Here is a 23,199-nt window from a genome sequence, read left to right as displayed (position 1 = left end):
GGCTGATCCGAATGGCCGCAGGCGACAGTGCTGACCGACCCGGCGAGGGGTCGGAGGACGAGTTCCGCGAGATGCTGAGCCGGTTCCTCTCGGGCGACGGGCCGATCGATCCGTCGCAGCTCGCGGGCGCCGCCGGGCTCCCGAACGACCCGGTCGCGCTGCAGAACCTGCTCTCGCAGCTGCAGAGCGCGATGCAGCAGAACGGCGACGGCATCAACTGGACGCTCGCGAGCGAGCAGGCCAAGCAGCTCGCCCGCGCCGAGTCGGCCCCGGTCACCGACTCCGTCCGCGCTCCCCTCGACGGGGCCTTCGGCGTCGCGGCCCTCTGGCTGGACGAGGTCGCCTACGTCTCGGAGCTCTCCCGCCCGCCGCGCACGATCAGCCGCCTCGAGTGGATCTCGCTCACGATGCCGGTGTGGACGCAGCTCGCCGAGCCCGTCGCCCTGAGCATCTCGGACGCGCTGACCCGCGTGATGCGCGAGCAGGCGCCGGAGGAGATGCGCGAGATGATCGCCGGAGCCGAGGGCATGATGCGCGGCATCGGCGGGACGCTCTTCGCCCTCCAGCTCGGCCAGGTCGTCGGGCAGCTCGCCGCCGAGGTCGTCTCAGGAGGCGACATCGGCATCCCGCTGCTCGAGGAGAACGACGCCGCGATCCTGCCGCAGAACGTGGCCGCGTTCGGCGAGGGGCTCGACATCCCGATCGACCAGGTGCAGATCTACCTCGCGGTGCGCGAGCTCGCTCACGCCCGCCTCTTCCGCCACGGCAAGTGGCTCCGGCTGGCCCTCATCTCGCAGATCACCGACTTCGCGCGCGGCATCAGCATCGACACCACCCGCCTCGAGGAGCTCGCCGGGAACTTCGACCCGTCGAACCCCGAGGAGCTGCGCGACGCGATGACGTCCGGCGCGCTGATCCCGCCCAAGACCGAGGAGCAGCTCGCGGCGCACGGCCGCCTCGAGACGGTCCTCGCCCTGATCGAGGGCTGGGTCGACGTCGTGACCGCGGCCGCCACCACCCGCCTGCCCAGTGCCGGGGCGATCGCCGAGACCGTCCGCCGCCGCCGCGCCTCGGGCGGCCCGGCCGAGTCCGCGTTCGCGACGCTCGTCGGACTGGAGCTGCGCCCGCGCCGGCTCCGCGACGCCGCCGCCATGTGGCAGGCCGTGACCGACGCCGTGGGACCGGAGGCGCGCGACAGCCTGTGGTCGCACCCCGACCTGCTGCCCGGCTCCGAGGACCTCGACGACCCGAGCCGCCTCGTGGCGCGCCTGAGCGCCGAGGCCCGCGGCGAGACCCCCGAGCCCGACGAGATGGACCGCGCGCTCGAGGAGCTGCTGAACGGCGGCACCCCCGACGCTCCCCCCGCCGACGGAGCGGGCGAGGGCCCGGACGACGCGGCCGGCCCGACGGGCGACCGCCCGGTCTGACCCCTCCTGCGGCGGGACCTGTGGAGAACTCCTCCGGCCCCGCCGCCGACTCGGCCATGCTCTCGGCATGGTCCTCCGACTCGATCCCCGGCTCCCGCTCCTCTGGCGCTCCGCGACCTCGATGCAGGTCGGGCTCGACCGCCCCCACGTGGTCCTCGACGGCGTCGGCTACGCCGAGGAGCTGCTGCTGCACGCGCTGCGGGTGGGCACCAGCGCCGGGACCGCGCGGCTGATCGCGCGGCGGGCGGGTGCGTCCGACGAGCGGATCGACGAGCTGCTCGAGGCGCTGCGACCGGTGCTGTCGCGCAACGTCTCGCCCGGCCCTCCCCCCGCGCCGCGCGTGGTCGTCGAGGGCGACGGCACCGCGGCGGACGCCCTGCGGAGCCTGCTGCGCGGCGAGGGCTGCGAGCTGGTCGCGGAGGACGCGGTGCCCGACGTCGCCGTGCTGCTGGCGGACTTCGCGGTCGCCCCGGCCCGGGCCGCGCACTGGCTGGCCGCCGACGTGCCGCACCTGGCGGTCGTCTTCGGCGACGAGGCGGTGCGGGTCGGACCGCTGGTCGAGCCGGGGGCGGGGCCGTGCCTGCACTGCGCCGAGCGCGATCGGATCGACCTCGATCCCGAGTGGCCGCGGCTCGTCATCCAGGTGCTCGGCCGCCGTGCGCCGACCAGGACCGCGCTCGCGAGCGCGGCGATCGCCGTCGTGGCGGCCGACGCCGTGCTGCGACGCGTCCTCGCGGGCGGGACGGCGCTGAGCGACCGGGAGCGGATCTACTCCGACGCCTCGGGGGGCTTCAGCGAGCGGCGGCTGGAGCCGCACCGCGAGTGCGCGTGCCGAGCTCTTCCAGGAAGCGCGACGGCTCCCTCCGCGTCACCCGGCCGACCGTCGAGCGCGACCACGACAGGCGCAGGCGCCGTCGTGCGCGGGTGATGCCGACGTAGAGCAGGCGGCGCTCCTCGTCGATGCCCTCGAGTCCGCTCGCGTAGGAGATGGGGAGCAGTCCCTCCGAGAGGCCCATCAGGTGGACCGATTCCCACTCCAGGCCCTTGGCCGAGTGGATGGTGGCGAGGGTGACCGCCGCGCGGTCCGGCTCGTGGTGCACCTGCTGACGGGCGAGGAGGTCGTCGGTGAACTGCCGGAACGTCCAGTCGGCGGGAGCCTCGTCGACGAGGCGGGCGAGGGTGTCGAGCGACTCCCACCGATCGCGGACGGCACCGGGTGCCGACGGCGGCTCGGCGCTCCAGCCGAGCGAGCGGAGCACGTCGCTGACCGACTTGAAGAGCGGCTCTCCCGCGATCGAGACGGAGGCGGCGCGCAGCTGCATGACCGCCTGCTTCACCTCCGGCAGGTCGAAGAACCGCTTGCCACCGCGCATGTGCGCGCTGACGCCGCGCTCGGTGAGCGCGTGCTCGAGCACCGCCGACTGCGAGTTCGTGCGGAACAGGATGGCGATGTCGGAGGGCCGTACTCCCGCCTCGATGTCGGCGGCGACGCGGGCGGCCACTCCGCGCGCCTCCGCGATGTCGTCGGGGTACGCGTCGATCGACGGCTCCGGCGCCTCGCCCTTCTCGACCGCGTGCAGCACGAGAGCGCCCGGTCGCCCGCGCATAAGCCGGTTGGCGGTCTGCACGATCGGGGTCGCGGACCGGTAGTTCTCCTCGAGGCGCACCACGGTGGCGGCGGGCCAGTGGGCGGGGAAGTCGAGGAGGTAGTCCGCCCGTGCGCCGGCGAAGGAGTAGATGGTCTGGCTCGCGTCGCCCACGACGCAGAGGTCGCTCCGGTCGCCCAGCCAGAGCTCGAGCAGCCGCTGCTGCAGCGGGTTCACGTCCTGGTACTCGTCGACGACGAAGAAGCGGTACTGCTCGCGCACCTGCATGGCCATCGCGGGCTCGGACTCGAGCATGCCCGCGGTGACGAGGAGCACGTCCTCGAAGTCGATCTGCCGGCGCTGGTCCTTCAGCCCCTCGTACTCGTCGACCAGGGCGACGGTCTGATCGAGCGTGAGACGCCCGGGCAGGGTCCGCGTGCGCGCGGCGACGGCGTACTGCTCGAGCGACAGCGCCGAGACCTTGCGCCACTCGATCTCGGCCGAGAGGTCGCGCAGCGTCGCGGTGTCGAGCTTGAGACGGAGCCGCTCGGCCGCGTGGCCGAGCAGGCGGGCCTTTCCGTCCAGCAGCTGCGGCAGGGTGCCGCCGACCAGCTGCGGCCAGAAGTAGCCGAGCTGCGAGAGCGCGGCGGCGTGGAAGGTGCGGGCCTGCACCCCTCCGGCGCCGAGGACGCGCAGGCGCGAGCGCAGCTCCGCGGCGGAGCGGCTCGTGAAGGTCAGCGCCATCACGCGGCCCGGTGTGTAGACGCCCGTGGCCACGCCGTGCGCGATGCGGTGCGTGATGGTGCGGGTCTTGCCGGTGCCCGCTCCCGCGAGCACGCAGACCGGCCCGAGCAGCGCCTCCGCCGCCTCCCGCTGGCCCTCGTCGAGCCCGTCGAGCAGGCTCACGCGATGGGCCCGTTCTCGAGTTCGCCCCCGTACCAGTCCTCGATCATGGCGCGGGCGATGGAGGAGCGGCCGGGCAGGAGCACCGACTCGAGCGAGTCGCGCAGCTGGTCGCGCGTGAACCAGCGCAGGTCGACGATCTCCTCGCCGTCCGGCCGCAGCGCCGCGGGCTCCTGATCGGGCGCGAGGCGGGCGGTGAAGCCGACCATCAGCGACGCCGGGAACGGCCACGGCTGCGAGCCGAGGTAGGCGGGGTCGACGACGCGCATGCCCGACTCCTCGAAGATCTCGCGCACGACGGCCGCCTCGAGCGACTCGCCCGGCTCGACGAAGCCGGCGAGCAGCGAGAAGCGGTCGCTCCCCCACATGGCGTTCGAACCCAGGAGCAGGCGGTCGTCGGCGTCGAGGACGCAGACGATGATCGCGGGGTCGGTCCGCGGGAAGACCTGGCTGCCGTCGGTCGGCGAGCGGCGGACCCAGCCGCCCTGCTCGACGACGGTCGGGTCGCCGTTGCGCGGGGAGTAGGCGTGCACGGCGTGCCAGTTCGCCATCGCGAGCGCCTCGGTGAAGAGGCCCGCGTCGCGGCGGCTGAGGCGCTCGGCGATCGGGCGCAGCTGGCTCCAGCGCGACTCGTCGGGCTCGAGCTCGAGGGCGGCCGCCTCCGTCAGCACGGTGGCGACGACCGGAGTGCCAGCGGGCTCGCCCTCGGCATCGACCGTGGTCCGGCCGAGGTAGACGCGGAGCGTGCCGGCGGTGACGGAGTCGGCCCGCTGCAGGGCGAGGCGGTCGCCGTCGACCAGGGCGCGGTCCTTCCGCAGGGCCAGGACGCGGGTCGCCGGGTCGGCGAGCAGCTCGTCGTAGAGATCGGGCCGGGCCCGGGAGAGGTAGTCGCGGTCGACGGCCTGGCGGGCGAGCGGGAGGCGATCGGTGAAGGGCGTGGTCATTCGGGGGGCTCTTTCCAGGAGGCGGTGCCGCGGGACGGGAGACGCCCGCGGGTCGGTCCGCAGCGGGTCGGCGTCCGGCGGAGCCGGACCCGGATCCCGAGCACGGCATCGGCGGGAGAGCGCGTGGCGGTCGGGCCGGTCGGGCGCGGAGCGACCTAACCTAGAACCCATGGCCAGATCCCATCTCACTCTAGCCGCGCTGGCCACTTCGGCCGTCGAGGGCCTCGACGTCCGGACCGCGCGAGCGTTCACCCACTCGACCCACGGCGACTTCGACTCGGCGCTCGTCACCAGCCGCGACGGCGCGCGTCTGCTCGTGCGCGTGCCGACCTCCGCTCTGGCCGAGCAGGAGCAGCTCGGCGATCTCGTGGCGCTGCGGGCGCTGACCGCGGGGATCCGCAGCCGGCTGCCGTTCGACCTGCACACGAGCGTCGGGCAGGCCCCCTACGACGGCACGCGCGCCGTGGTCTACGAGTTCCTCGACGGCGACCGCGTGCTCATCGACGACGTCGCGCCCTCGAGCGGCCTCGCCGACTCGGTCGGCCGCGCGATCGGCGCGATCCACTCGCTGCCCGCGTCGTTCGTGCAGGAGGCGGGACTGCCCGTCGCCACCGCCCGCGACAGCCTGAACGAGACCGTCGCCGTGATCGAGCGCGCCGCCGACACGGGGCACGTGCCCGCCGCGCTCGTCGCCCGCTGGGAGACCGCCTCGTCGGACGAGGCGCTCTGGCGGTTCGATCCGACCGTCGTCAACGGCTCGATGACGTCCGACTCGTTCCTGCGCTCCGGCGACGTCGTGACCGCGGTGCTCGGCTGGGCCGCCCTGCGCGTGGGCGATCCCGCCCGCGATCTGCACTGGCTGCTCAGCGCCCCCGGAGCCGGGACCGCCTTCGCGGCCTACTCGCGGATGCGCGCGGGAGCGGTCGACCGGACCCTCCGCCAGCGGGCGCAGCTCTACGCCGAGCTCGAGCTCGCGCGGTGGCTGCTGCACGGCACCGAGACCGACGACTCGGCGATCGTCGACGACGCGGTCGCGATGCTCGACACCCTCGTCGACAGCGTGCTGGGCGACCTGTCGGCTCCGCTCTCGACCGACACGGGGCCGGTGCTCGAAGTCTCGGAGGTCGAGGAGCTGCTCAACCGCACTCCCGGCGCCCGCACGGGCTCTCACGGACGCGGCCTCGCCCCCAGGGCCGAGGAGAGCGACTCCGACAGCTCGCGCTCCGAGTAGAAGCGCTCCGGCCGCAGCACCAGGTCGTCGGCGACGAAGTAGAACACCGCGTCGATGCGCTCCAGCGGCACGCCCTTCCACTTCGCGAAGGCGAGCCGGTAGAGCGCGAGCTGGAACTGCTTGAGCTCGAGGTCGGCGGCGTCCTCCGGCGCCCGCCCGGTCTTCCAGTCGACGATCTGGAAGCCGTCTCCGTCCGGGTAGACCGCGTCGATCTTGCAGACCACGACGTGCTCGGCGAGCTGCAGGTGGATCTCGATCTCGACGGCCTCGGGGCGCCGATCGGCCCACTCCGACCGCTCGAAGGTCTCGACGAGGGCCGCCAGCCGATCCCGCTCCTCGGTGCTCTCGCCGAGATCGTCGAACTCGTCGGGGAAGGTGTCGACCGCCTCGGCCTCGCCCTGGATGCCGAAGCGGTTCTCGACCCACGAGTGGAACGTCGTGCCGAGCCGGGTCTGCCGGTACGGCCGCTCCGGCATCGGCCGGCGCAGCTGCGCGGCGACCTCCTCCGGGGCGCTCACCACGTCCTTGAACCGCGAGGCGGGGATGCGGACGGGCAGTTCGACGCGCTCGCCGCCGGCGAGGCGGACGGCCCGCTCGGCGAGCAGCAGCCGGACGTCCTCGCCGCGAGCACCGAGGAGGGCCGGCTCGGCCAGGCGGACACGCCCGGCGGCGGCGCGGACCCGCTCGCCGCGCGAGCCCAGCGGATCGTGCGGCCAGCGGAAGGTCCGCGGGGCTCTGTCGAGCGGGTTCTCGGGGTTCGCGGGCTCCACGGGGAGCTCGGGGATCGTGCCGGCCTCGGCGAGGTCGCGGAGGAAGACCCCCGGACCGCGGGGCTTGGACTGGCCCGCCCACCACGACCCGCTCAGCAGCAGGTGGTGGCGGGCGCGGGTGACGGCGACGTAGGCGAGCCGGCGCTCCTCGGCCTCGTTGCGCTCGCGCAGGACGGCGCCGAAGTCGCCGATCGCGTCGACCACGTCCTTCTGAGTCTCGCAGCCGCGCCAGTCGAGGTCCGGCAGCTCGGCGGCGTCGCCGCGGAAGGCGTACGGCATCGCGCCCAGGCGCACCCAGCCGCGGAACCCCTCGACGGGAGTGCCGGGGAGCTCGCCGTCGACCATGCGCGGCACCGCGACGAGGTCCCACTCCAGTCCCTTCGAGCCGTGGATCGTGAGCAGCTGCACAGTGCCGGGCTCGGGATCCTCCGGGCGCGGCGCCAGGCCGTCGCGCTTGTCGGCGAGGACGAGCCAGCGGAGGAAGCCGCGGAGGGACGAGCCGGTGCCCGCGCCCCGGTCGTCGGTCTGGAGGTATCCGGAGACGGCGTCGCGGAAGGCCTCGAGGTTGGCGCGGCCGTCGCTGCGCGACTCGTTCGCCTCCACTTCGATGTCGAGTCCGAGCTCCTGCTCGACGAGGGTGGTGAAGTCGAGCAGGTCCAGGCCCGCGCGGGCCCGGAGGCGCGCGAACAGGGTGCCGGCGTCGTGCAGGCGCGCGAGACCCGTCTCGCTGAAGGCCGACAGCGCGGAGTGGTCGATCCGGCCGTCCTCCCCCGGACGACGCGACGCGATGAAGTCGAGCGCCTCGATGATCGAGCCGCCCTCGCCCTCGGTGACCGAGGCGCGCATCCGCTCGCGCACCTCCTCGGGCAGCAGGCGGTGGGCGTGATCGCGCGAGGCGAGCCAGGAGGCGAGGTCGCGCAGGGCGCGCAGGTCGCGCACTCCGATCCGCCAGCGCGCTCCGGCGAGCAGGCGCACGAGCTCGCTGCCCGCGGCCGGGTCCTCCACGACGGTGAGGGCCGCGACCAGGTCGGCGATCTCGGGCTGGCGGAGGAGTCCGCCGATCCCGAGGATGTGGTACCTCACCCCGTGCTTCGCGAGCGCGGCGGCGAAGCGGTCCATGTGCGCGCGGACGCGGAAGAGCGCCGCGGCCGACGGCGGCTCCGGGCTCTCGGCGAGGCGGCCCGCGAACCAGCGCGCGATGTCGTCCGCCTCCTCCTCGATCGTCTCGGGGAAGGTCAGCTCGACCGGGTGCCCGCTGGCGGCGGGGCCGGCGGCGAGGCGGTCGACGGGGACCGCGCTGCCGGCCGCGAGCGGCTCGACCACCGCGTTCGCCGCCGCGAGGACGCCGTGCCCGTTGCGCCAGCTCGTCGAGAGCGAGAAGCGCGCCGCCGAGCCGAAGTCGACGCCGAAACGGCCGAGCCCCTCGGCGCTCGCCCCGCGCCAGCCGTAGATCGACTGGTGCGGATCGCCGACCGCCATGACGCCCTGCTCGGCGAAGAGGCGCGAGAGCAGTCGCGTCTGCAGCACGGAGGTGTCCTGGTACTCGTCGAGCAGCACCACCCGGTACCGCGCCCGGTGCTCGTCGATGAGCTTCGGCACCCGCTCGGTGATCCGCAGGGCGAGGGCGACCTGGTCCGAGAACTCGACGAAGCCGCGCTCGGCCTTCGCCTCCTGGAACCGCTCGGCGAGCGCGGTGAGCACGGGCAGCGCGCCGACGGCCTGGACCGCCTTCTCGACGTCGCGGTAGGCACCGCTCCCCTTGGAGCCGCGGGGAAGTCCGCGGATGCGCACGAAGTCCTCGGCGAAGGCGGCGACCTCCGCCGGGTCGGCCAGGTTGTCGGCGAGGTCGTGCGCGAGGGACACGACGAGGTCGGTGAGGCGGTCGATGCTCGCCTCGACCTCGAGGATCCGCGGATCGGCGGTGTCGGCGACCACTCCGCGCGCCAAATGCCACGCCGACGCCTCGGACAGCACTGTCGCGTCGCCCTCCCGGCCGATCAGCGCCGCGTTGTCGCGGAAGATCGTGTTCGCGAAGGCGTTGTAGGTGGAGACGGTCGGCGCGTCGAACGGATCGGGCTCCGTCCGCCCGTCGGCGAGCGGGAGCAGCCCGGCCGCGCCGAGCTGGTCGATGCGGCGGCCGATGCGCTCGCCGAGCTCGGCGGCGGCCTTCCGGGTGAAGGTGAGGCCGAGCACCTCGGAGGGAGCGGCCATGCCGTTCGCCAGCAGCCAGAGCACCCGGTTCGCCATCGTCTCGGTCTTGCCGCTGCCGGCGCCCGCGACGACGAGCGCCGGCGAGAGCGGCGCCTCGATGACGGCGCGCTGCTCGGCCGTCGGCGGGCGCAGGTCGAGCTTCTCGGCGATGGTCAGGGCGTCGATCACGCGCTCGCCTCCCCCTCGTCGGCGACGCCGTCCGGCTCCTCCTCCGGCTCGACCTCGTCGAGCGCCAGGGTGCCGTCGCCCGAGACCTCCGGCACGGCGTGCAGGCGGTACCGGAGGGCGTCGCCCGGCGAGAACGGCACGGCGTCGAGCAGGCCCGAGAACGCGGGAGCGGCCATCCCGGTCGCGGCGGCGCGCACCCGCTCGCGCAGGCGCTCGAGCTCCTCCTCGCCGAAGCGCGGCTGCACCACCTCGCGGTAGCGCTTGCCGCGCACTCCTCCGGAGACGAAGAGCAGCTTGGCGCCGCCCCGCGCCGCCGAGCCCGCCGCCTCGATGGCGCCGCTCGCGACGGCGAGCTGATAGCTGCCCAGCTGCGCGTGCTCGGCGACCGCGGCCTGCGGGGGGATGCTGCGGCCGGTCTTGAGGTCCACGATCGTCACGGAGCCGTCGGCCGCGCGCTCGACGCGGTCGATCGAGCCCCGCACGCGCGCCGGGGGCACTCCGATCTCGAACTGCTGCTCGCGCCCGAGCACCTCTCCTCCCGCCTCGCGGAAGTCGACGAGGTACTCGGCGAGCCCCTCGACCAGGCGCCGGGTCAGCCGCTTCTGCCGCTCGCCCAGCCAGGGCGATTCGAACACCAGCTCGGGCCAGCGCGACTCGAGCTGCGTCCACAGCGTCTCGGTGTCGGGCTCGGCGGCGTTCTCGAGCACCCAGTGCACCAGGGTGCCGACGCCCATGGCCGTGCTCGTGGTCGAGCCCGACACGGCGTCGACGAACCAGTTGAGCGGCGAGCTCTCGAACGCCTCCAGACGGCTCGGCGAGACCGAGACCGGCCGCTCCGGGTCGTCCAGCTCGAACAGGGGCTCGCTCGTCGAGGGCTCCAGGACGCCGTACCAGGTGGAGGGATCGGCACCGGGCACCTCGGCGAGCGCCAGGGCGCGCAGTCCGCGGATCGCCGCCGGTGCGTCGGGTGAGTCCGGAGTGGTCGCCGTGCGACGCAGCGCCGCGACCGCACCGCGCAGGGTGAGCGGCACCGCGGAGGCGGCGTCGAGGTGCGGTGCATCGGGAGGCGTGAGCCGGAAGAAGAGGGACGGCGTCTCGTCCTCGCCGGCGACCGCGCTGAGCACGAGCTGCCGTCGGGCGCGGGAGGCGGCCAGCGCGAACATCCGCAGTTCGTCGTCGAGGGTGGCCTTGCGCCCGTCCAGCGGCAGCCCGCCCTCTCCGCGGGCCGCGCGGACGAGGCCGTCGGGATCGAGCAGGGAGCCGCGCTGCCGGAGGTTGGGCCACACGCCGTCCTGCAGCCGGGCGATGACGACCACGTCGAACTCGAGTCCGACGACGGAGGAGGGCGTGCCGATGAGCACCGCGTCGTCGACCGAGCGCGGCGCCAGGGTGTCCTCGGGGACCTCCGCCTCGAGGATCTCGGTGACGAACCCGACGGCGGAGGATCCGGCGGCCCGCTCGACGAAGCGCCGCGCGGCGCTGAAGAGGGCGACGACTCCGTCGAGGTTGCGGTTCGCCTCGGCCGCGGTGAGGCCGGTGCCGAGAGCGAGCTCGCGCCACGACGAGGCGACGCGGCTCGACTCCCACGCCGACCAGAGGAGCTCCTCGATCGAGCCGTGCTCGGCGTGGAGGCGCCGCACGCGGTCGATGGTGACGGCGAGGCGCTCGGCCTGGCGGGCGGGCGCGGAGTCGATGGTGGCGAAGCGGCCGGGGGCCGAGAGCGCCTCGACCAGGAGCGCGTCGCTGGGGCGGATGCCGTCGCCCGCGAGCTCCTCGGCGCGCAGGGCGAGTCGGAGGCGGCGGAGTCCGAGCCGGTCGACGCCGCCGAAGGGCCCGAGCAGGAGCTCGGACGCGAGGGCCGCATCGAGTGGCCGCTCGCCGATCGCGACGCCGACGAGCACGAGCAGCGCGCGCGCGGCGTGGTCGTCGCGCAGGGCCCGGCCCGCGAGGACGGACCGCGTGGGGACCTCGGCCACGGCGAGCGCCTTCACGAGCGGCTGCACCGCCGCGCCGGAGCGCACGACGACGGCCATCCGGTGCCACGGGACACCGTCGCGCAGCCGGCGCTCGCGCAGGAGCCGCGCGAGGGTCGCCGCCTCGCGTGCTGGGGTCGGCGCCTGGAGGACGAGGATCGGCTCCTGGGCGCCCGCCGCCTCCTCCTCGGCGACGGCGGTCCGCTGCCGACCGGCGGCGGCCGTGCCGATCCTCTGCACGGTGCGCGTCACGAGCGCCCGCAGCTCGGCGCCGTGACGGTGGACCCGCTCGAGGACGAGCGTCTCGGCGCCCTCGACTCCGATGCTCGACGAGAAGCGGCCGAGCGTGTCGGAGGAGGCGCCGCGGTAGGCGCTGGTCGCCACGTCCGGGTCGCCGAAGGCGATGATCGTCACCCCGCGCGCGGCCAGGGCGCGCAGCAGCACGACGGTGGACTCGCTCGCCTCCTGCAGGTCGTCGACGATCACGAGCCGGAGCGCGGTGATCCGCTCGCCCCCGCCTCCCGCGCGGATCGTCTCGGCGGCGAAGGCGGCGAACTCGGCGGCGTCGAGCTTGGTGCCCGCGTCGGGGGCCATCCAGTCGACGACCTCCCGGAACTCCTCGAGCACCTCGGCGGCCGCCGCCCACTCGCCCCGCTCGGCGTCGACGGCGAGCGCGCGCACGGCGGCGGTGTCGAGGCCGTGCTCGGTCGCCCGCATGCCGAACTCGCGCAGCTCGGTGCGGAAGGTGCGGAGCCGGAGGACCTCCGGGCTGAACTCGTCCGGCCAGCGCGGACCCGTGCCCTCCTCGAGGTGGCCCGCGATCAGCTCCGAGAGCAGGACGTCCTGCTCGCCGCCGGTGAGCAGGGTCGGCCGCTCGACGCCGAGCTCCTTCGCGGACGCGGTGACCGCCTCGAACGCCAGCGAGGTCGCCGTGCGCGCCAGCGGCCCCCGCGTCGGCACGTCGATCCGGAGCGCCAGGACGTCGCGCAGAGCCGTGGCCGCGGTGCGGCTGGCCGCCAGCACCGCGACCGACTCGGGCGCGTACCGCCGCTCGAGGATCCGCTCGGCGACGAGCTCGACGAGCGTCGTGGTCTTGCCGGACCCCGGGGCTCCGAGCACGGCCGCGCTCCGCCCGTCCGGCAGCGAGAGGACCGCCCGCTGCGAGGCGTCGAGCCGCACGCGCGCGCCGCCGGACTCCCGCTCCTGAACGGAGGACGGGGCGGCGGAGGACGAGGCGGCGACGGGCACCCCACCACGCTAGCCACCACCGCCGACACTCCCCGACGGCCGCGCTCACGGGACTCGGCGCCCCGATCCGCTCAGCGCGAAACCCGCGCCGGCGCTCTCGCACGGTGCCGTATCGTGACAGCCACGTCCCTCCTCCCGAAAGGCAACTGCTGGTGGAAATCCGTATCGGAATCGTCAACACCCCGCGAGAGCTCAACTTCGAGTCCTCGATGTCCGCGACCGAGGTCGAGAAGACGGTCACCACCGCTCTCGAGGCCGGTGCGAAGGTCCTCCGCCTGCGCGACGAGAAGGGCAAGATCTACATCGTCCCCACCGACACCATCGCCTTCGTCGAGCTCGGCTCCGAGGAGTCGCGCCGCGTCGGCTTCGTCGCCTAGCCCCTCCGGGAACGTCGTGGAGCTCCTCTTCGTCACGATCGGCGGAGTGCTGCTCGGCCTGGCCGCGCGTTACTCGCTCCCGCACCGGCACCTGCACGGAGCCGTGCTCGTCCCGGCCCTCGGCGGCGTCGTCGCCGCCGTGCTCTGGGTGGCGCTGACCTGGGCGGGCCTCCCCTGGGACGGCGGCCTGATCTGGGTCCTCGCGCTGGCGCTGACCGCGATCGCCGTGGTCGTCGCCGACCTGGCGCTCGGCCGGGCCCGCGCCCGCCGCGACGACGCCTCCCTCGAGGCGATGCTCGCGGGACGGGTCGCCGCGCACTAGAGCGCGCCACGCACGGCACCGCACCATCACGAACGGCGCGGGAGTCCTGGACTCCCGCGCCGTTCGCCGTTCCAGCTCCGTGTCAGGCCGGTGACGGCGCCAGTGGCGAGGCGACGAGCAGCGCCTCGGCCACCGCCGCCCGGATCGGCTCCACGATCGGCAGCCGACCCGCGAACTCCGCCGCGAGCAGCTCGGCCGCCGCGCTCAGGGGCCCGCCGCCGATGATGACCGCCTCGGCCCCGGCCGCCTCCGCCCGCAGCACGGCCACGCGCAGCTCGGCGTGCAGCCGGACCGGATCGCTCAGCTCCTCGGCGTCCGAGGCGGTGAGGAAGCACCCCGCGTAGTCCTCGGGGTCGCCCGCCGACGCGACCAGCGCCCGCAGCACGCCCTCGAGCCGCGACGTCGTCGTCGCGATCGCGAAGCGCCTCCCTCTCGCGCCGGCCGCGCGCACGGCGGCCGCACCGATGCCGATCACCGGCAGTCCGGTGGCCTCCGCCGCCTCCGCCGCCCCCGGATCGCCGAACGCCGCGACCACGAGGACCTCGGGGTCGTGCAGCAGCACCGCGCGCCGGGCGGAGGCGAGGACCTCGCCGACCGATGCGGCCAGCCCTGCCGGATCGGTGATGATCGACGGCCCGCTCGCCGCCGTCTCCCCCACGACGCGCACGTCCTCGCCGCGCGCGGCGTCCCGGGCGATCCCCACGAGCAGCCGCGTGGTCTCGGCCGAGGTGTTCGGGTTCAGGACGACGAGGGTGCGGCCCATCCTCAGTCCTCCGCCATCGGACGGCCGACCGTCTCGCGCGGGAACTGCACCGCGATCGCGCAGATCGCGAAGAGCCCGGCCAGCAGGGCGAACATGCCGCCGACGCCCGACGCGTCCAGCACTGCGCCGGCGAGCAGCGGGAAGAGGCCACCCGAGAGGGAGCCGAGCGCCAGGATCACGGAGGTGCCGAGCCCGCGGATCCGCGTCGGGTACTGCTCCGGGGCGAAGAGCCAGATGGTGGTGTTGAGCACGATCACCGAGAAGTTGAAGAGGAAGCCGAACAGCAGCACCAGGGCGATGGTCGTGCCGAGGAAGCCGAAGCCGAGGCCCGCGCCGACGCCCAGGATCGCGGCGACGGTGAGCGTGAGCTTGCGGGGCAGGCGCCGGGCCGCGAGAGCCGCGACGAGCGCTCCCACGAGGGAGCCGGACTGCATCACGAGGGTATACCAGAGGGCGCTGGTGATGTCGAAGCCGCGGGAGGTGAGGATCAGCGGGATCAGGGTCAGCATCGAGATCTGAGCGGCGTAGGACATGCAGACGGCGACGCCGAGGGCGATCGTGGTGCGGCGGTGCCGGCGTCCGAAGAGCTCGGTCCACTGGGGAGTCCCGCCGACCGCCACGGCGGCGGGACCGCTGGTCCCGAGGTAGTCGACCTCCTCGGAGAGCGGTCGGTGCAGCCTGCCCTGCGCGAGCCGGTTGATCACCGTGTTGGCCTCGGCCGTCCTGCCGCGGGCGGCGAGGTAGCGGGGCGTCTCGGGCAGGGCGCGGCGGTAGAGGACGACGGCCAGCGCGGGCACCACGAGCAGCCCGAAGAGCCAGCGCCAGCGGTCGTCCCCGGTGAAGACCGAGAAGACGATCACGCCGAACAGCGGCGCCAGCATGTTGCCCAGTCCGGCGGCGGCGACGTTGATGAGGCCGACGGCGGTGCCGCGGTGCTTCGCCGAGAAGAACTCGGCGAGCATGATCACCGCGGTCGCGATCTCGCCGCCGAGCCCCAGACCCACGAGGAAGCGGGCGGCGACGAGGATCTCGTAGCTCGGCGCGAGCGCGCAGAGCAGGCTCCCGACGGCGAAGACCAGGAGGTTCGCGCCGAGCAGCGTGCGGCGCCCGACGCGGTCCATGACCACTCCGGCCAGCACGCGTCCGAGGGCGACGGCGGTGAACGTGGCGGTGTTGAGCAGCCCGAGCTCTGCTCCGGCGAGGCCCCAGTCCGCTGCGAGCACCGGACCCGCGACTCCGACCGTGTTCTGCTCGATCGCGTCGAAGAAGACCCCGAAGAGGATCATGGCCACGATCCCGACATGGGCGCCGGTGATCCCGATGCGCGAGTAGGCGGCTTCGATGCGGTCTCCCGTCGTCGTCGTCGAGGGCGGCGGGTCCGTGACGGTGCTCATGCGTGAGTCCTTCCGAGAGATGAGGTGCTTGGTATACCGAAGCACGACCGCCACGCTACGGTCGCTCGCCCTCCGCCGTGTTTCGCCCGCGTGAAATCGCTGTTACGGCTGCCGACCCTCTCCCGCAGCTCGCCCGCTACCCTGTCCACGTCCCCCTCCGGTAGACCCGAGGAGCAGCGATGCCCGAGAAGACCCCCGTCAAGACGATGTCGCAGTCCGTTTACGAGGAGCTGCGGCGCCGGATCCTCGACGGGCGCCTGCCCGCGGGCGAGCCGATCCGGGAGCGCGATCTCGCCGCCGAGCTCGCGGTCTCGCGCGTGCCCATCCGCGAGGCGCTCCCCTGGCTCGAGCTGGCCGGCCTGGTCGCGGTGCGCCCGCGCAGCAGTGCCGTGGTGACCGTCGTGACGCGGCGCGACGTCGACGAGCTCTACGACATCCGCTCGGCACTCGAGCCCCTCACCGCGCGGACGGCGGCCGAGGCGGTCGCCAGAGGAGCGGACGCCTCGGCCCTCGTGGCGGTGGTGACCGACGCGGGAGCGGCCCTCGCCGACGGCGACCTCGCGCGCTTCCACTCCGAGAGCGGCAGGATCCACGGTGCGATCGAGGCGATCGCCGGCAACCGGCTCCTGATCTCGACCATGGGTCCGCTCGACGAGCGGAGCAACCGCCTCAACATCGCGAACATCCAGGCGGAGCCGGGGGTGCGCCACGACGAGCACGTGCGGCTCGCGCAGGCGGTCGCCGCGGGGGACGTCCGCCTCGCCTCCTCCGTCGCGCACGCCCACGTCGAGTGGGGGCGGCAGCGCACGATCGCGACCCTCGCCGACGTGCCGGGCTTCTGGGCGGAGTGACGCGAACGGCCTGTCGAGCCGGACCCCGCCCCTTCGCGACGGCGCTCCCGCGTTCGACGGTGCCTACGCGGTCAGGCCGAGGGCGTCCATCCGCCGGGTGTGCGAGGCGATCAGCTCGGTGAACACGGGCTCGATCCGCGACTCGTCCGAGTCGTGGTTGCCCGACCCCATCAGCGCCGAGCGCGCGACCAGGAGGGTGTCGCCGACGAGCCGACGACCCCAGACGGCCAACCGCGAGCCGAGACGGTCGTCGGCGGCGATCTCGCGGCGGAGGATCGTGATGAGCCCGTCGATCCCGGTGTCGGCGCCGAGGGTCTGCGCGATGCGCGGTCCGACGTCGCTCGGCAGTCCTCCGGTGAGGCGGATGAAGAAGTCGTCGAGCAGCCCCGCGGTGATGTACGCCGAGAGCAGCGTCTCGTGCAGGTCGGCGCCCCGCGTCAGGTGCTCGAAGGTGTCGATCGCGGGGCGGAACGGCGCCATGGCCTCCCACGGCTCGACGTCGCGACGGCGCAGCTCGGCGACGACCGCGTGGTGCTTCGACAGAGCGGTGCCGGCCGCGGCCGAGATCGCCTCCTTGTCGGCGAGGTCGTCGGTGCCCGCCACCGCGCGGGCGAGGGCCTCGAAGATCGCGAGCTGGAGGTAGGCCACCTGCCCGAGGTACGGCAGCACCTCGGGGGTCAGGTCGGCCAGGTCGACGCGGTCGCGCTTGGCGGACTCGCCCCTCGGGGTCAGGCGCGGGGTGTCGCCGGAGGGACGTCGGCGTCGGAACCAGGCTGCCATGGGCCCAGCTTAGAGCGCGGGCGCGGCGCCCCGCCGACGCCCTCGGGGCCGCGGGAGGCGGGTGCCGGTAGACTCGCCGGGATGTCACCGGCGCTGGATCGGTGACCCTGCGCCCGGAGTCGTACAGGGGCGTAGACCGTTCGACACGACAGGCGCTTCACTCCCGTGACTTTCTCCGATCTCAACATCGACGACGACATCGTCGCCGCACTCGCCGCCAAGGGCATCCTCGAGCCGTTCCCCATCCAGGAGCAGACGATCCCCCTGGCCCTGCAGAAGCAGGACATCATCGGCCAGGCCAAGACCGGCACCGGCAAGACCTTCGGCTTCGGCCTCCCCCTCATCCAGGCGCTGGGCACCGACCCGGAGCCGGGCGTCAAGGCGCTCATCGTGGTCCCGACGCGCGAGCTCGCCGTCCAGGTGACCGAGGACATCGAGCTCGCGGCCTCGAACCGCCCGACCAAGATCGTGTCGATCTACGGCGGCAAGGCGTACGAGGGCCAGATCGAGCAGCTGAAGGCCGGCGCGCAGATCGTCGTCGGCACCCCGGGGCGCCTCCTCGACCTCGCCGGTCAGCGCCTGCTGTCGCTCGCGAACGTCCAGGTCATGGTGCTCGACGAGGCCGACAAGATGCTCGACCTGGGCTTCCTCTCGGACATCGAGAAGCTGTTCGCGCAGACGCCGCAGACGCGCCACACCATGCTCTTCTCGGCGACGATGCCCGGCGCGATCGTCGCCCTCGCGCGCCGCTTCATGAACAAGCCGATCCACATCCGCGCGACCGATCCCGACGAGGGCATCACGCAGGCGAACATCAAGCACATCGTCTACCGCGCCCACTCGCTCGACAAGGACGAGGTCATCGCCCGCATCCTGCAGTCGGAGGGCCGCGGCAAGACCGTGATCTTCACCCGCACCAAGCGCGCGGCCGCCCGCATCGTCGAGGAGCTGAACGACCGGGGCTTCAACGCCGCCGCCGTCCACGGCGACCTGAACCAGGAGCAGCGCGAGCGGGCGATGGCCGCGTTCAAGGCCGGCAAGAAGGACATCCTGATCGCCACCGACGTCGCCGCCCGCGGCATCGACGTGAACGACGTCACCCACGTCATCAACCACACCATCCCGGACGACGACCAGACCTACCTGCACCGCGTCGGCCGCACCGGCCGCGCGGGCAAGACCGGCATCGCGGTCACGTTCGTCGACTGGGAGGACCTGCACAAGTGGGCCCTCATCAACCGGGCGCTCGAGTTCGGCCAGCCCGACCCGGTCGAGACCTACTCGTCGTCACCGCACCTCTACACCGACCTCGACATCCCCGCGGGCACGAAGGGCCGGCTGAAGCCGACCCCGATCCCCGCGGAGGCGAAGGCCGACGCCCAGCCCGAGCGCAGCACGCGTCAGCGCGAGCCGCGCGAGGGCCGCGAGCCCCGTCGCCGCACCCGCGGTGCGGGCGAGCAGCCCGAGGCCGCCGCGTCCGATGCGGGCCAGGCCCCCTCGAGCGAGAGCAAGGAGCACCACGACGGCAACAGCGAGCCGCGCCGTCGCACCCGCCAGCGCCGCCGCGGCCCCCGCCCCGACGCCCAGGTCTGACCCGCTGACCCCTTCGACCCCCTCCGCGAGCGATCGCGCGAGGGGGTTCGTCGTTCCGGGCGGGGCGGGTCCGCTCAGGTGCGAGCGGAGGCGCGGATCGCGTCCACCGTCGCACGCGGCGTCGTGTTCTCGCCGATCCGGTTGGGCTTGCCCGTGCCGTGGTAGTCGCTCGACCCGGTCATGACCAGGCCGTACCGCTCCGCGAGCTCGCGCAGCCTCCGCTTGCCCTCCGCGGTGTTCTCGCGGTGCTCGACCTCGAGGCCGAACAGCCCCGCGTCGACGAGGTCCGGGAGCATCGACTCCACCACGATGCCGCGGGTGCTGGTGGCCGGGTGCGCGATCACGGGGACGCCTCCCGCGGCGCGCACCAGGCGGACCGCGTCGACCGGGTCGGGGGCGTAGTGCGGCCGGTAGTACCCGCCCCGCCAGTCGAGGATCCCCGCGAAGGCGGCCGAGCGATCGGTCGCGAGGCCGCGGGCCACGAGGGCGTCGGCGATGTGCGGGCGTCCGATCGTGGAGCCCGGGGACGTCTGGGCCAGGACGTCGTCCCAGGTGAGGTCGTAGTCGACGGCGATCGCGGTGACGATCGCCTCGGCGCGGTGCATCCGCTCGGAGCGGATCCGCGCGGTCTCCGCGACGAGACCCGGATCCTCAGGATCGACGAGGTACGCGAGCACGTGCACGCTCGCCCAGCCGACCCGCGACGAGAGCTCCATCCCGGGGAGCAGCTCGATGCCCGCCGCGTCGGCGGCGGCGCGAGCGGCCGCCCATCCGCCGGTCGAGTCGTGATCGGTCAGGGCGACGCCCGCGAGACCCGCGTCGGCGGCCGCGCGCACGAGCACCTCGGGCGGCTCGGTGCCGTCGGACACGAGGGAGTGGGTGTGGAGGTCGAACCCGCCTCCCGCGACATGCATGCCGCCCATCGTAGACGCGCGTTCTGCGCCTCGTGCCGGGAGGATGCCCTACCCTGAGCCGGGATGGGGACGAGACTGGTGAAGTTCGCGGTGGCCGCTGCAGTGGCGATCGTCCTGCTCGTGGCGACCGCTCCCGGATTCTTCGGACTCGCCCGCGAGGCCCCGTTCGCGCAGCTCGTGTCGTTCCGCCTCGGCACGGCCCTCGGCGCCGTCGTCGTGGCCCTGGTGGTCGTCGTCGTGGCGGTCCTCGTGCCGCCCGTGCGCCGCCTCGCCCTCGCGCTGGCGGCCCTCGGAGTCGTCTTCGCCGTGGTCCTCGCGGGGCTGCAGGGCGTGCGGGGCTACGAGGACAGCGCCCCTCGCGCGCACCGCCTCGCCGATCTGCGCATCCTCACCTGGAACACGCTCGACTCGGTCGCCGTCGCGGACGTCGTCGCGCTCGCGGACGAGAGCGCCGTCGACGCCCTGGCCCTCGTCGAGGTCTCGGAGGCACCGGCTCAGGAGATCGCCGCCGCACTCGCCGCCGCCGGCCGCCCGATGACCCTGCACTACGCCGCGGGCGGAGGAGGGATCGCCGGCACGGCGCTCCTGCTCGCCCCGTCGCTGGGCGCCTATGCGGTGGATCCCGGCAGCACGCCGACCGGCACCCTGCCCTCGCTCGTCGTCCGGCCGGACACCCCCGAGCGCCCGGTGATCGCCGCCGTGCACGCCGCACCGCCGATCCCCGCCCTGATGGCCGACTGGCGCAGCGACCTCTCGCGCCTCGCCGCGCTCTGCAGCACCGAGGAGGACGTGGTCGTCGTCGGCGACCTCAACTCCACCCTCGACCACTGGTCCGGGCTCCCGGGCACGGCCGACCTCGGGGGCTGCAGCGACGCGGGCGCACTCGCGGGCGGCGGCGGCACCGGCACCTGGCCCGCCTCCGTCCCCGCCGCGCTCGGCGCCCCGATCGACCACGTGCTCTTCTCGGGACGCCGCGAGGTCTCGGGCTACGTCGTCGTCGACGACCGCGACGACGCCGGGAGCGACCACCGCCCCGTGCTCGTGCAGCTGTCCGTGCGGGGCATGGTCAAGGACTCCTCCTGACCCCTCCTCCGCCCGCCGAGGAGGAGAATGGGGTCATGACGAACACGGACGAGCAGACCACCCCGACGCCCGACCCCGCCGCCGCGCCCACCCCCCGCGCGACCGCGAACCGCTCGACGACCCCCGCCTCGGACCGCTTCCGCGACTTCATCGCAGCGGGCTGGGCCGATCGCGAGGAGCCGCTGCCGGAGCCCCGCGAGCAGGCCTCCTTCGCGGCCTCCCGACGCGACCGGCTCTCGGCGCTGCACCTCGGCGAGCGCGTCGTCGTCCCCGCCGGGCGGCTCAAGCAGCGCGCCAACGACACCGACTACCCGTTCCGCGCGCACTCCGCCTTCACCTGGCTGACCGGCTGGGGCGCCGACTCCGAGCCCGGCGCCGTGCTGGTGCTCGAGCCGGGCGAGTCGGGCCACTCGGCCGTGCTCTACTTCCGCGAGCGCGCCGGACGCGACTCCGACGAGTTCTACGCGAACCCCGAGATCGGCGAGTTCTGGATCGGCCCCCGTCCCTCGCTCGCCCAGGTGTCGGCCGACCTCGGCCTCGAGGCCCGCGGCATCGACGAGCTGGACGCCGTGCTGGACTCCGCCGACGACGTGGCCGTGGCCGTCCTCCGCGAGGCCGACCCGCTGGTGGCGGAGCGCCTGGCCGGGCGCACCTCCGCCGACTCGGACGCCGCCCTCGAGCGGGACCTCAGCGAGCTGCGGCTCGTCAAGGACTCCTACGAGATCGCCGAGCTGCGCGCCGCGGTCGACGCCACGGGCCGCGGCTTCGAGGACGTGCTCTCGGACCTGCCGCGCATCATCGCCCACGAGCGCGGCGAGCGCCTGATCGAGGGCGTCTTCAACGGACGCGCTCGCGCCGACGGCAACGCGGTGGGCTACGACACGATCGCGGCGGCCGGACCGCACGCGTGCATCCTGCACTGGACCCGCAACGACGGACCGGTGCGCCCCGGCGAGCTCGTGCTGCTGGACGCCGGAGTGGAGCAGGAGAGCTACTACACCGCCGACATCACCCGCACCTTCCCGGTCGACGGCGTCTACACCGACGCGCAGCGCCGGGTGCACGAGACGGTGCGGGAGGCGGCGGACGCGGCCTTCGCGATCGTCCGCCCGGGCATCCGCTTCCGGGACGTGCACGCGGCGGCGATGGCCGTGATCGCCCGCCGGACCGCCGAGTGGGGCCTGCTGCCGGTCAGCGCGGAGGAGGCGCTCGAGGCCGACAACCAGCAGCACCGCCGCTACATGGTGCACGGCACGAGCCACCACCTGGGTCTCGACGTGCACGACTGCGCGAAGGCCCGCCGCGAGATGTACCTCGACGGAGTCGTCGAGGCCGGCATGGTCTTCACCATCGAGCCCGGCCTCTACTTCCAGCCGGACGATTTGACCGTGCCGGAGGAGCTGCGCGGCATCGGCGTGCGCATCGAGGACGACGTGCTGGTCACCGAGGACGGCGCCGAGAACCTCTCGGTCGGCATCCCGCGCTCGGCCGACGAGATCGAGGCGTGGATGGCCCGGCTGGCGGGCTGAACCGGGCCCCGCCCCGGCATCGCGGCCGTCAGGCGGCGAGCGCCTGCGGGACGGCTCGAGCCGCGGCGAGGCCCTCGAGGAGCGCCGCGAGCTGACCGGCCGGCGCCTTCGGGTCCTCCGGGTGCCACTGCACGCCGACGATCGGCGCGCTGAGGTGCTCGATCGCCTCCACGACGCCGTCCTCGGCGCGCGCCACTACCGAGAGGCCCGGGGCGAGCACGTCGACGGCCTGGTGGTGCGCGCTCTGGACCGCCAGGACCTCGGCGCCGAAGAGTCCCGCGAGCGTCGAGGCGGGCGCGATCTCGACCGCGTGGCCGTGCATCCGCTCGTGGGCGGGAGCGGCCGCGTTGACGTGCGCGGCACCCGGCCCGAGATCGGGGACGAGCGTGCCGCCGAGGGCGACGTTGACGATCTGGAGGCCGCGGCAGATGCCCAGGAGCGGCGTGCGCCGGACGAGAGCGCGGTGCACGAGGGCGATCTGCGCCTCGTCGGCCCGTTCCGCGTGCGGGCCCTCGCCCGGGTAGCCCCGGTCCGCTCCGTAGCGCTCGGGCGCGATGTCCTCGCCGCCGGCCAGCACGATCGCGTCGGCGCCGTCGGTCTCGGCGAGGAGGCGGGCGGCGCCCAGGTCCTCGGCCGCGTAGCGCTGCGCCTCCCACCCCAGCTCGCGGGCGAGCGTCAGCAGCCGGCCGTTGAGGATCTGCACGTAGGCGTGGTAGTCGTCGCGGCCGGGGCGGGTCCGGGCGACCTCCACGATGGCGAGCGAGCGGGTCATGCGCTCCATCCTGCGCGGGGTGCGGATCGCGGTCGAGCCGGGGCGACACGCTCCGTAACACGGGGGCCGTACGATCACGGGGTGACCTCCGCTCCCCCGCCCCTGCCGGAGCGGCTGCAGCGCGTCCGTGCCGACGTCTCTGTCCTCGCCGGCCTCACCTCGGAGCGGCAGGTCCGGCCCCTGCGCGAGGCCGCCGACCGGGTCGCCGCGGATCCGAGCGCCGACTCCGACGCCCTGCTCTCGGCGATCGAGTCCCTGACGGCGCTCCTGGCCCGCGCCGAGGCGCAGCTGAGCGGACTGGAGCGCTCGGTGCGGGACGATCTCGCCCGGGCCGACGAGACCTGGGCGGCGGTCCGGACG

At 74.2% G+C, this 23,199-nt stretch carries 18 protein-coding genes; 9 read left to right on the top strand and 9 right to left on the bottom strand.

Translation table 11 applies throughout. The features are described 5' to 3' along the window. Window positions 1–11 precede the first annotated feature (11 nt). Window positions 12–1,427 (top strand): zinc-dependent metalloprotease, encoded by a 1,416-nt coding sequence (locus tag NB037_RS10615; protein WP_251945624.1) that lies wholly within the window; start codon window positions 12–14, stop codon window positions 1,425–1,427. Window positions 1,428–2,218: 791 nt separating this feature from the next. Here NB037_RS10615 and NB037_RS10610 read toward each other — a convergent pair. Together NB037_RS10610 and nudC are read right to left on the bottom strand one after the other, a co-directional pair. Further along, complete coding sequence (locus NB037_RS10610; protein WP_251945623.1) at window positions 2,219–3,919, bottom strand: ATP-dependent helicase; 1,701 nt, start codon at window positions 3,917–3,919, stop codon at window positions 2,219–2,221. Continuing rightward, window positions 3,916–4,860 carry an NAD(+) diphosphatase gene (gene nudC, locus NB037_RS10605; RefSeq protein WP_251945622.1) on the bottom strand — a complete coding sequence of 315 codons (945 nt, stop codon included), beginning with the start codon at window positions 4,858–4,860 and terminating at the stop codon, window positions 3,916–3,918. Before nudC ends, NB037_RS10610 begins: the two co-directional genes overlap by 4 nt. 169 nt (window positions 4,861–5,029) lie before the next feature. Between nudC and NB037_RS10600 the strand changes: the two genes are divergently transcribed. Beyond that, entirely contained in the window at window positions 5,030–6,091 is a 1,062-nt protein-coding gene (locus tag NB037_RS10600) for a phosphotransferase (protein WP_251945621.1), read from the top strand. Here the strand turns inward: NB037_RS10600 and NB037_RS10595 are convergent. Beyond that, entirely contained in the window at window positions 6,028–9,240 is a 3,213-nt protein-coding gene (locus NB037_RS10595) for an ATP-dependent DNA helicase (RefSeq protein ID WP_251945620.1), read from the bottom strand. The genes NB037_RS10600 and NB037_RS10595 overlap by 64 nt on opposite strands. Continuing rightward, window positions 9,237–12,461, bottom strand: coding sequence for an ATP-dependent DNA helicase (locus tag NB037_RS19895; RefSeq protein ID WP_251945619.1), 3,225 nt, complete (start codon window positions 12,459–12,461; stop codon window positions 9,237–9,239). Before NB037_RS19895 ends, NB037_RS10595 begins: the two co-directional genes overlap by 4 nt. Window positions 12,462–12,613: 152 nt before the next feature. Between NB037_RS19895 and NB037_RS10585 the strand changes: the two genes are divergently transcribed. Next, complete coding sequence (locus NB037_RS10585; protein WP_055793661.1) at window positions 12,614–12,838, top strand: DUF3107 domain-containing protein; 225 nt, start codon at window positions 12,614–12,616, stop codon at window positions 12,836–12,838. Window positions 12,839–12,854: 16 nt separating this feature from the next. Further along, a complete protein-coding gene (locus NB037_RS10580) occupies window positions 12,855–13,160 on the top strand; it encodes a hypothetical protein (protein WP_251945618.1) in 306 nt (101 codons plus the stop codon). An 82-nt stretch (window positions 13,161–13,242) separates the two neighbouring features. Here the strand turns inward: NB037_RS10580 and NB037_RS10575 are convergent, their stop codons facing one another. Next, window positions 13,243–13,923, bottom strand: coding sequence for an aspartate/glutamate racemase family protein (locus NB037_RS10575; RefSeq protein ID WP_251945617.1), 681 nt, complete (start codon window positions 13,921–13,923; stop codon window positions 13,243–13,245). A 2-nt stretch (window positions 13,924–13,925) separates the two neighbouring features. Continuing rightward, window positions 13,926–15,317 (bottom strand): MFS transporter, encoded by a 1,392-nt coding sequence (locus NB037_RS10570; RefSeq protein WP_251945616.1) that lies wholly within the window; start codon window positions 15,315–15,317, stop codon window positions 13,926–13,928. A 179-nt stretch (window positions 15,318–15,496) separates the two neighbouring features. Between NB037_RS10570 and NB037_RS10565 the strand changes: the two genes are divergently transcribed. Beyond that, window positions 15,497–16,168 carry a GntR family transcriptional regulator gene (locus tag NB037_RS10565; RefSeq protein ID WP_251945615.1) on the top strand — a complete coding sequence of 224 codons (672 nt, stop codon included), beginning with the start codon at window positions 15,497–15,499 and terminating at the stop codon, window positions 16,166–16,168. 63 nt (window positions 16,169–16,231) lie between these two features. Here the strand turns inward: NB037_RS10565 and NB037_RS10560 are convergent, their stop codons facing one another. Next, window positions 16,232–16,948 (bottom strand): ferritin-like fold-containing protein, encoded by a 717-nt coding sequence (locus NB037_RS10560; protein WP_207403982.1) that lies wholly within the window; start codon window positions 16,946–16,948, stop codon window positions 16,232–16,234. 165 nt (window positions 16,949–17,113) lie between these two features. Here NB037_RS10560 and NB037_RS10555 point away from each other — a divergent pair, with 165 nt between their 5' ends. Then, window positions 17,114–18,541, top strand: a complete 1,428-nt coding sequence (locus tag NB037_RS10555; protein ID WP_251945614.1) for a DEAD/DEAH box helicase — start codon at window positions 17,114–17,116, stop codon at window positions 18,539–18,541. 74 nt (window positions 18,542–18,615) lie between these two features. Here the strand turns inward: NB037_RS10555 and NB037_RS10550 are convergent, their stop codons facing one another. Continuing rightward, the gene (locus NB037_RS10550) at window positions 18,616–19,455 is read right to left on the bottom strand and encodes a PHP domain-containing protein (protein WP_251945613.1); all 840 of its coding nucleotides are present in this window, start codon (window positions 19,453–19,455) and stop codon (window positions 18,616–18,618) included. Between the two features lie 63 nt (window positions 19,456–19,518). Between NB037_RS10550 and NB037_RS10545 the strand changes: the two genes are divergently transcribed. Next, complete coding sequence (locus tag NB037_RS10545) at window positions 19,519–20,538, top strand: endonuclease/exonuclease/phosphatase family protein (protein ID WP_251945612.1); 1,020 nt, start codon at window positions 19,519–19,521, stop codon at window positions 20,536–20,538. A gap of 35 nt (window positions 20,539–20,573) precedes the next feature. Beyond that, on the top strand, window positions 20,574–22,067 hold the full coding sequence (locus tag NB037_RS10540; protein ID WP_251945611.1) for an aminopeptidase P family protein: 1,494 nt from the start codon (window positions 20,574–20,576) through the stop codon (window positions 22,065–22,067). Window positions 22,068–22,095: 28 nt separating this feature from the next. Here the strand turns inward: NB037_RS10540 and NB037_RS10535 are convergent, their stop codons facing one another. Further along, entirely contained in the window at window positions 22,096–22,839 is a 744-nt protein-coding gene (locus NB037_RS10535) for a gamma-glutamyl-gamma-aminobutyrate hydrolase family protein (protein ID WP_251945610.1), read from the bottom strand. Window positions 22,840–22,920: 81 nt separating this feature from the next. On the opposite strand from NB037_RS10535, the gene NB037_RS10530 reads away from it, so the two are divergent. Then, on the top strand, window positions 22,921–23,199 hold a 279-nt coding region (locus NB037_RS10530; protein ID WP_251945609.1), incomplete at its 3' end, for a hypothetical protein.

This window comes from Rathayibacter rubneri, assembly GCF_023743255.1.
Taxonomy (GTDB): domain Bacteria; phylum Actinomycetota; class Actinomycetes; order Actinomycetales; family Microbacteriaceae; genus Rathayibacter; species Rathayibacter rubneri.
This window is presented reverse-complemented; position numbering and strand designations above follow the sequence as displayed.

Excerpts from the sequence above, each read along its gene's own strand:
- NB037_RS10615 (WP_251945624.1), top strand. The coding sequence starts at position 12 with ATGGCCGCAGGCGACAGTGCTGACCGACCCGGCGAGGGGTCGGAGGAC.
- nudC (WP_251945622.1), bottom strand. The coding sequence starts at position 4,860 with ATGACCACGCCCTTCACCGATCGCCTCCCGCTCGCCCGCCAGGCCGTC.
- NB037_RS10600 (WP_251945621.1), top strand. The coding sequence starts at position 5,030 with ATGGCCAGATCCCATCTCACTCTAGCCGCGCTGGCCACTTCGGCCGTC.
- NB037_RS10575 (WP_251945617.1), bottom strand. The coding sequence starts at position 13,923 with ATGGGCCGCACCCTCGTCGTCCTGAACCCGAACACCTCGGCCGAGACC.
- NB037_RS10570 (WP_251945616.1), bottom strand. The coding sequence starts at position 15,317 with ATGAGCACCGTCACGGACCCGCCGCCCTCGACGACGACGACGGGAGAC.
- NB037_RS10565 (WP_251945615.1), top strand. The coding sequence starts at position 15,497 with ATGCCCGAGAAGACCCCCGTCAAGACGATGTCGCAGTCCGTTTACGAG.
- NB037_RS10560 (WP_207403982.1), bottom strand. The coding sequence starts at position 16,948 with ATGGCAGCCTGGTTCCGACGCCGACGTCCCTCCGGCGACACCCCGCGC.
- NB037_RS10550 (WP_251945613.1), bottom strand. The coding sequence starts at position 19,455 with ATGCATGTCGCGGGAGGCGGGTTCGACCTCCACACCCACTCCCTCGTG.
- NB037_RS10545 (WP_251945612.1), top strand. The coding sequence starts at position 19,519 with ATGGGGACGAGACTGGTGAAGTTCGCGGTGGCCGCTGCAGTGGCGATC.
- NB037_RS10540 (WP_251945611.1), top strand. The coding sequence starts at position 20,574 with ATGACGAACACGGACGAGCAGACCACCCCGACGCCCGACCCCGCCGCC.
- NB037_RS10535 (WP_251945610.1), bottom strand. The coding sequence starts at position 22,839 with ATGACCCGCTCGCTCGCCATCGTGGAGGTCGCCCGGACCCGCCCCGGC.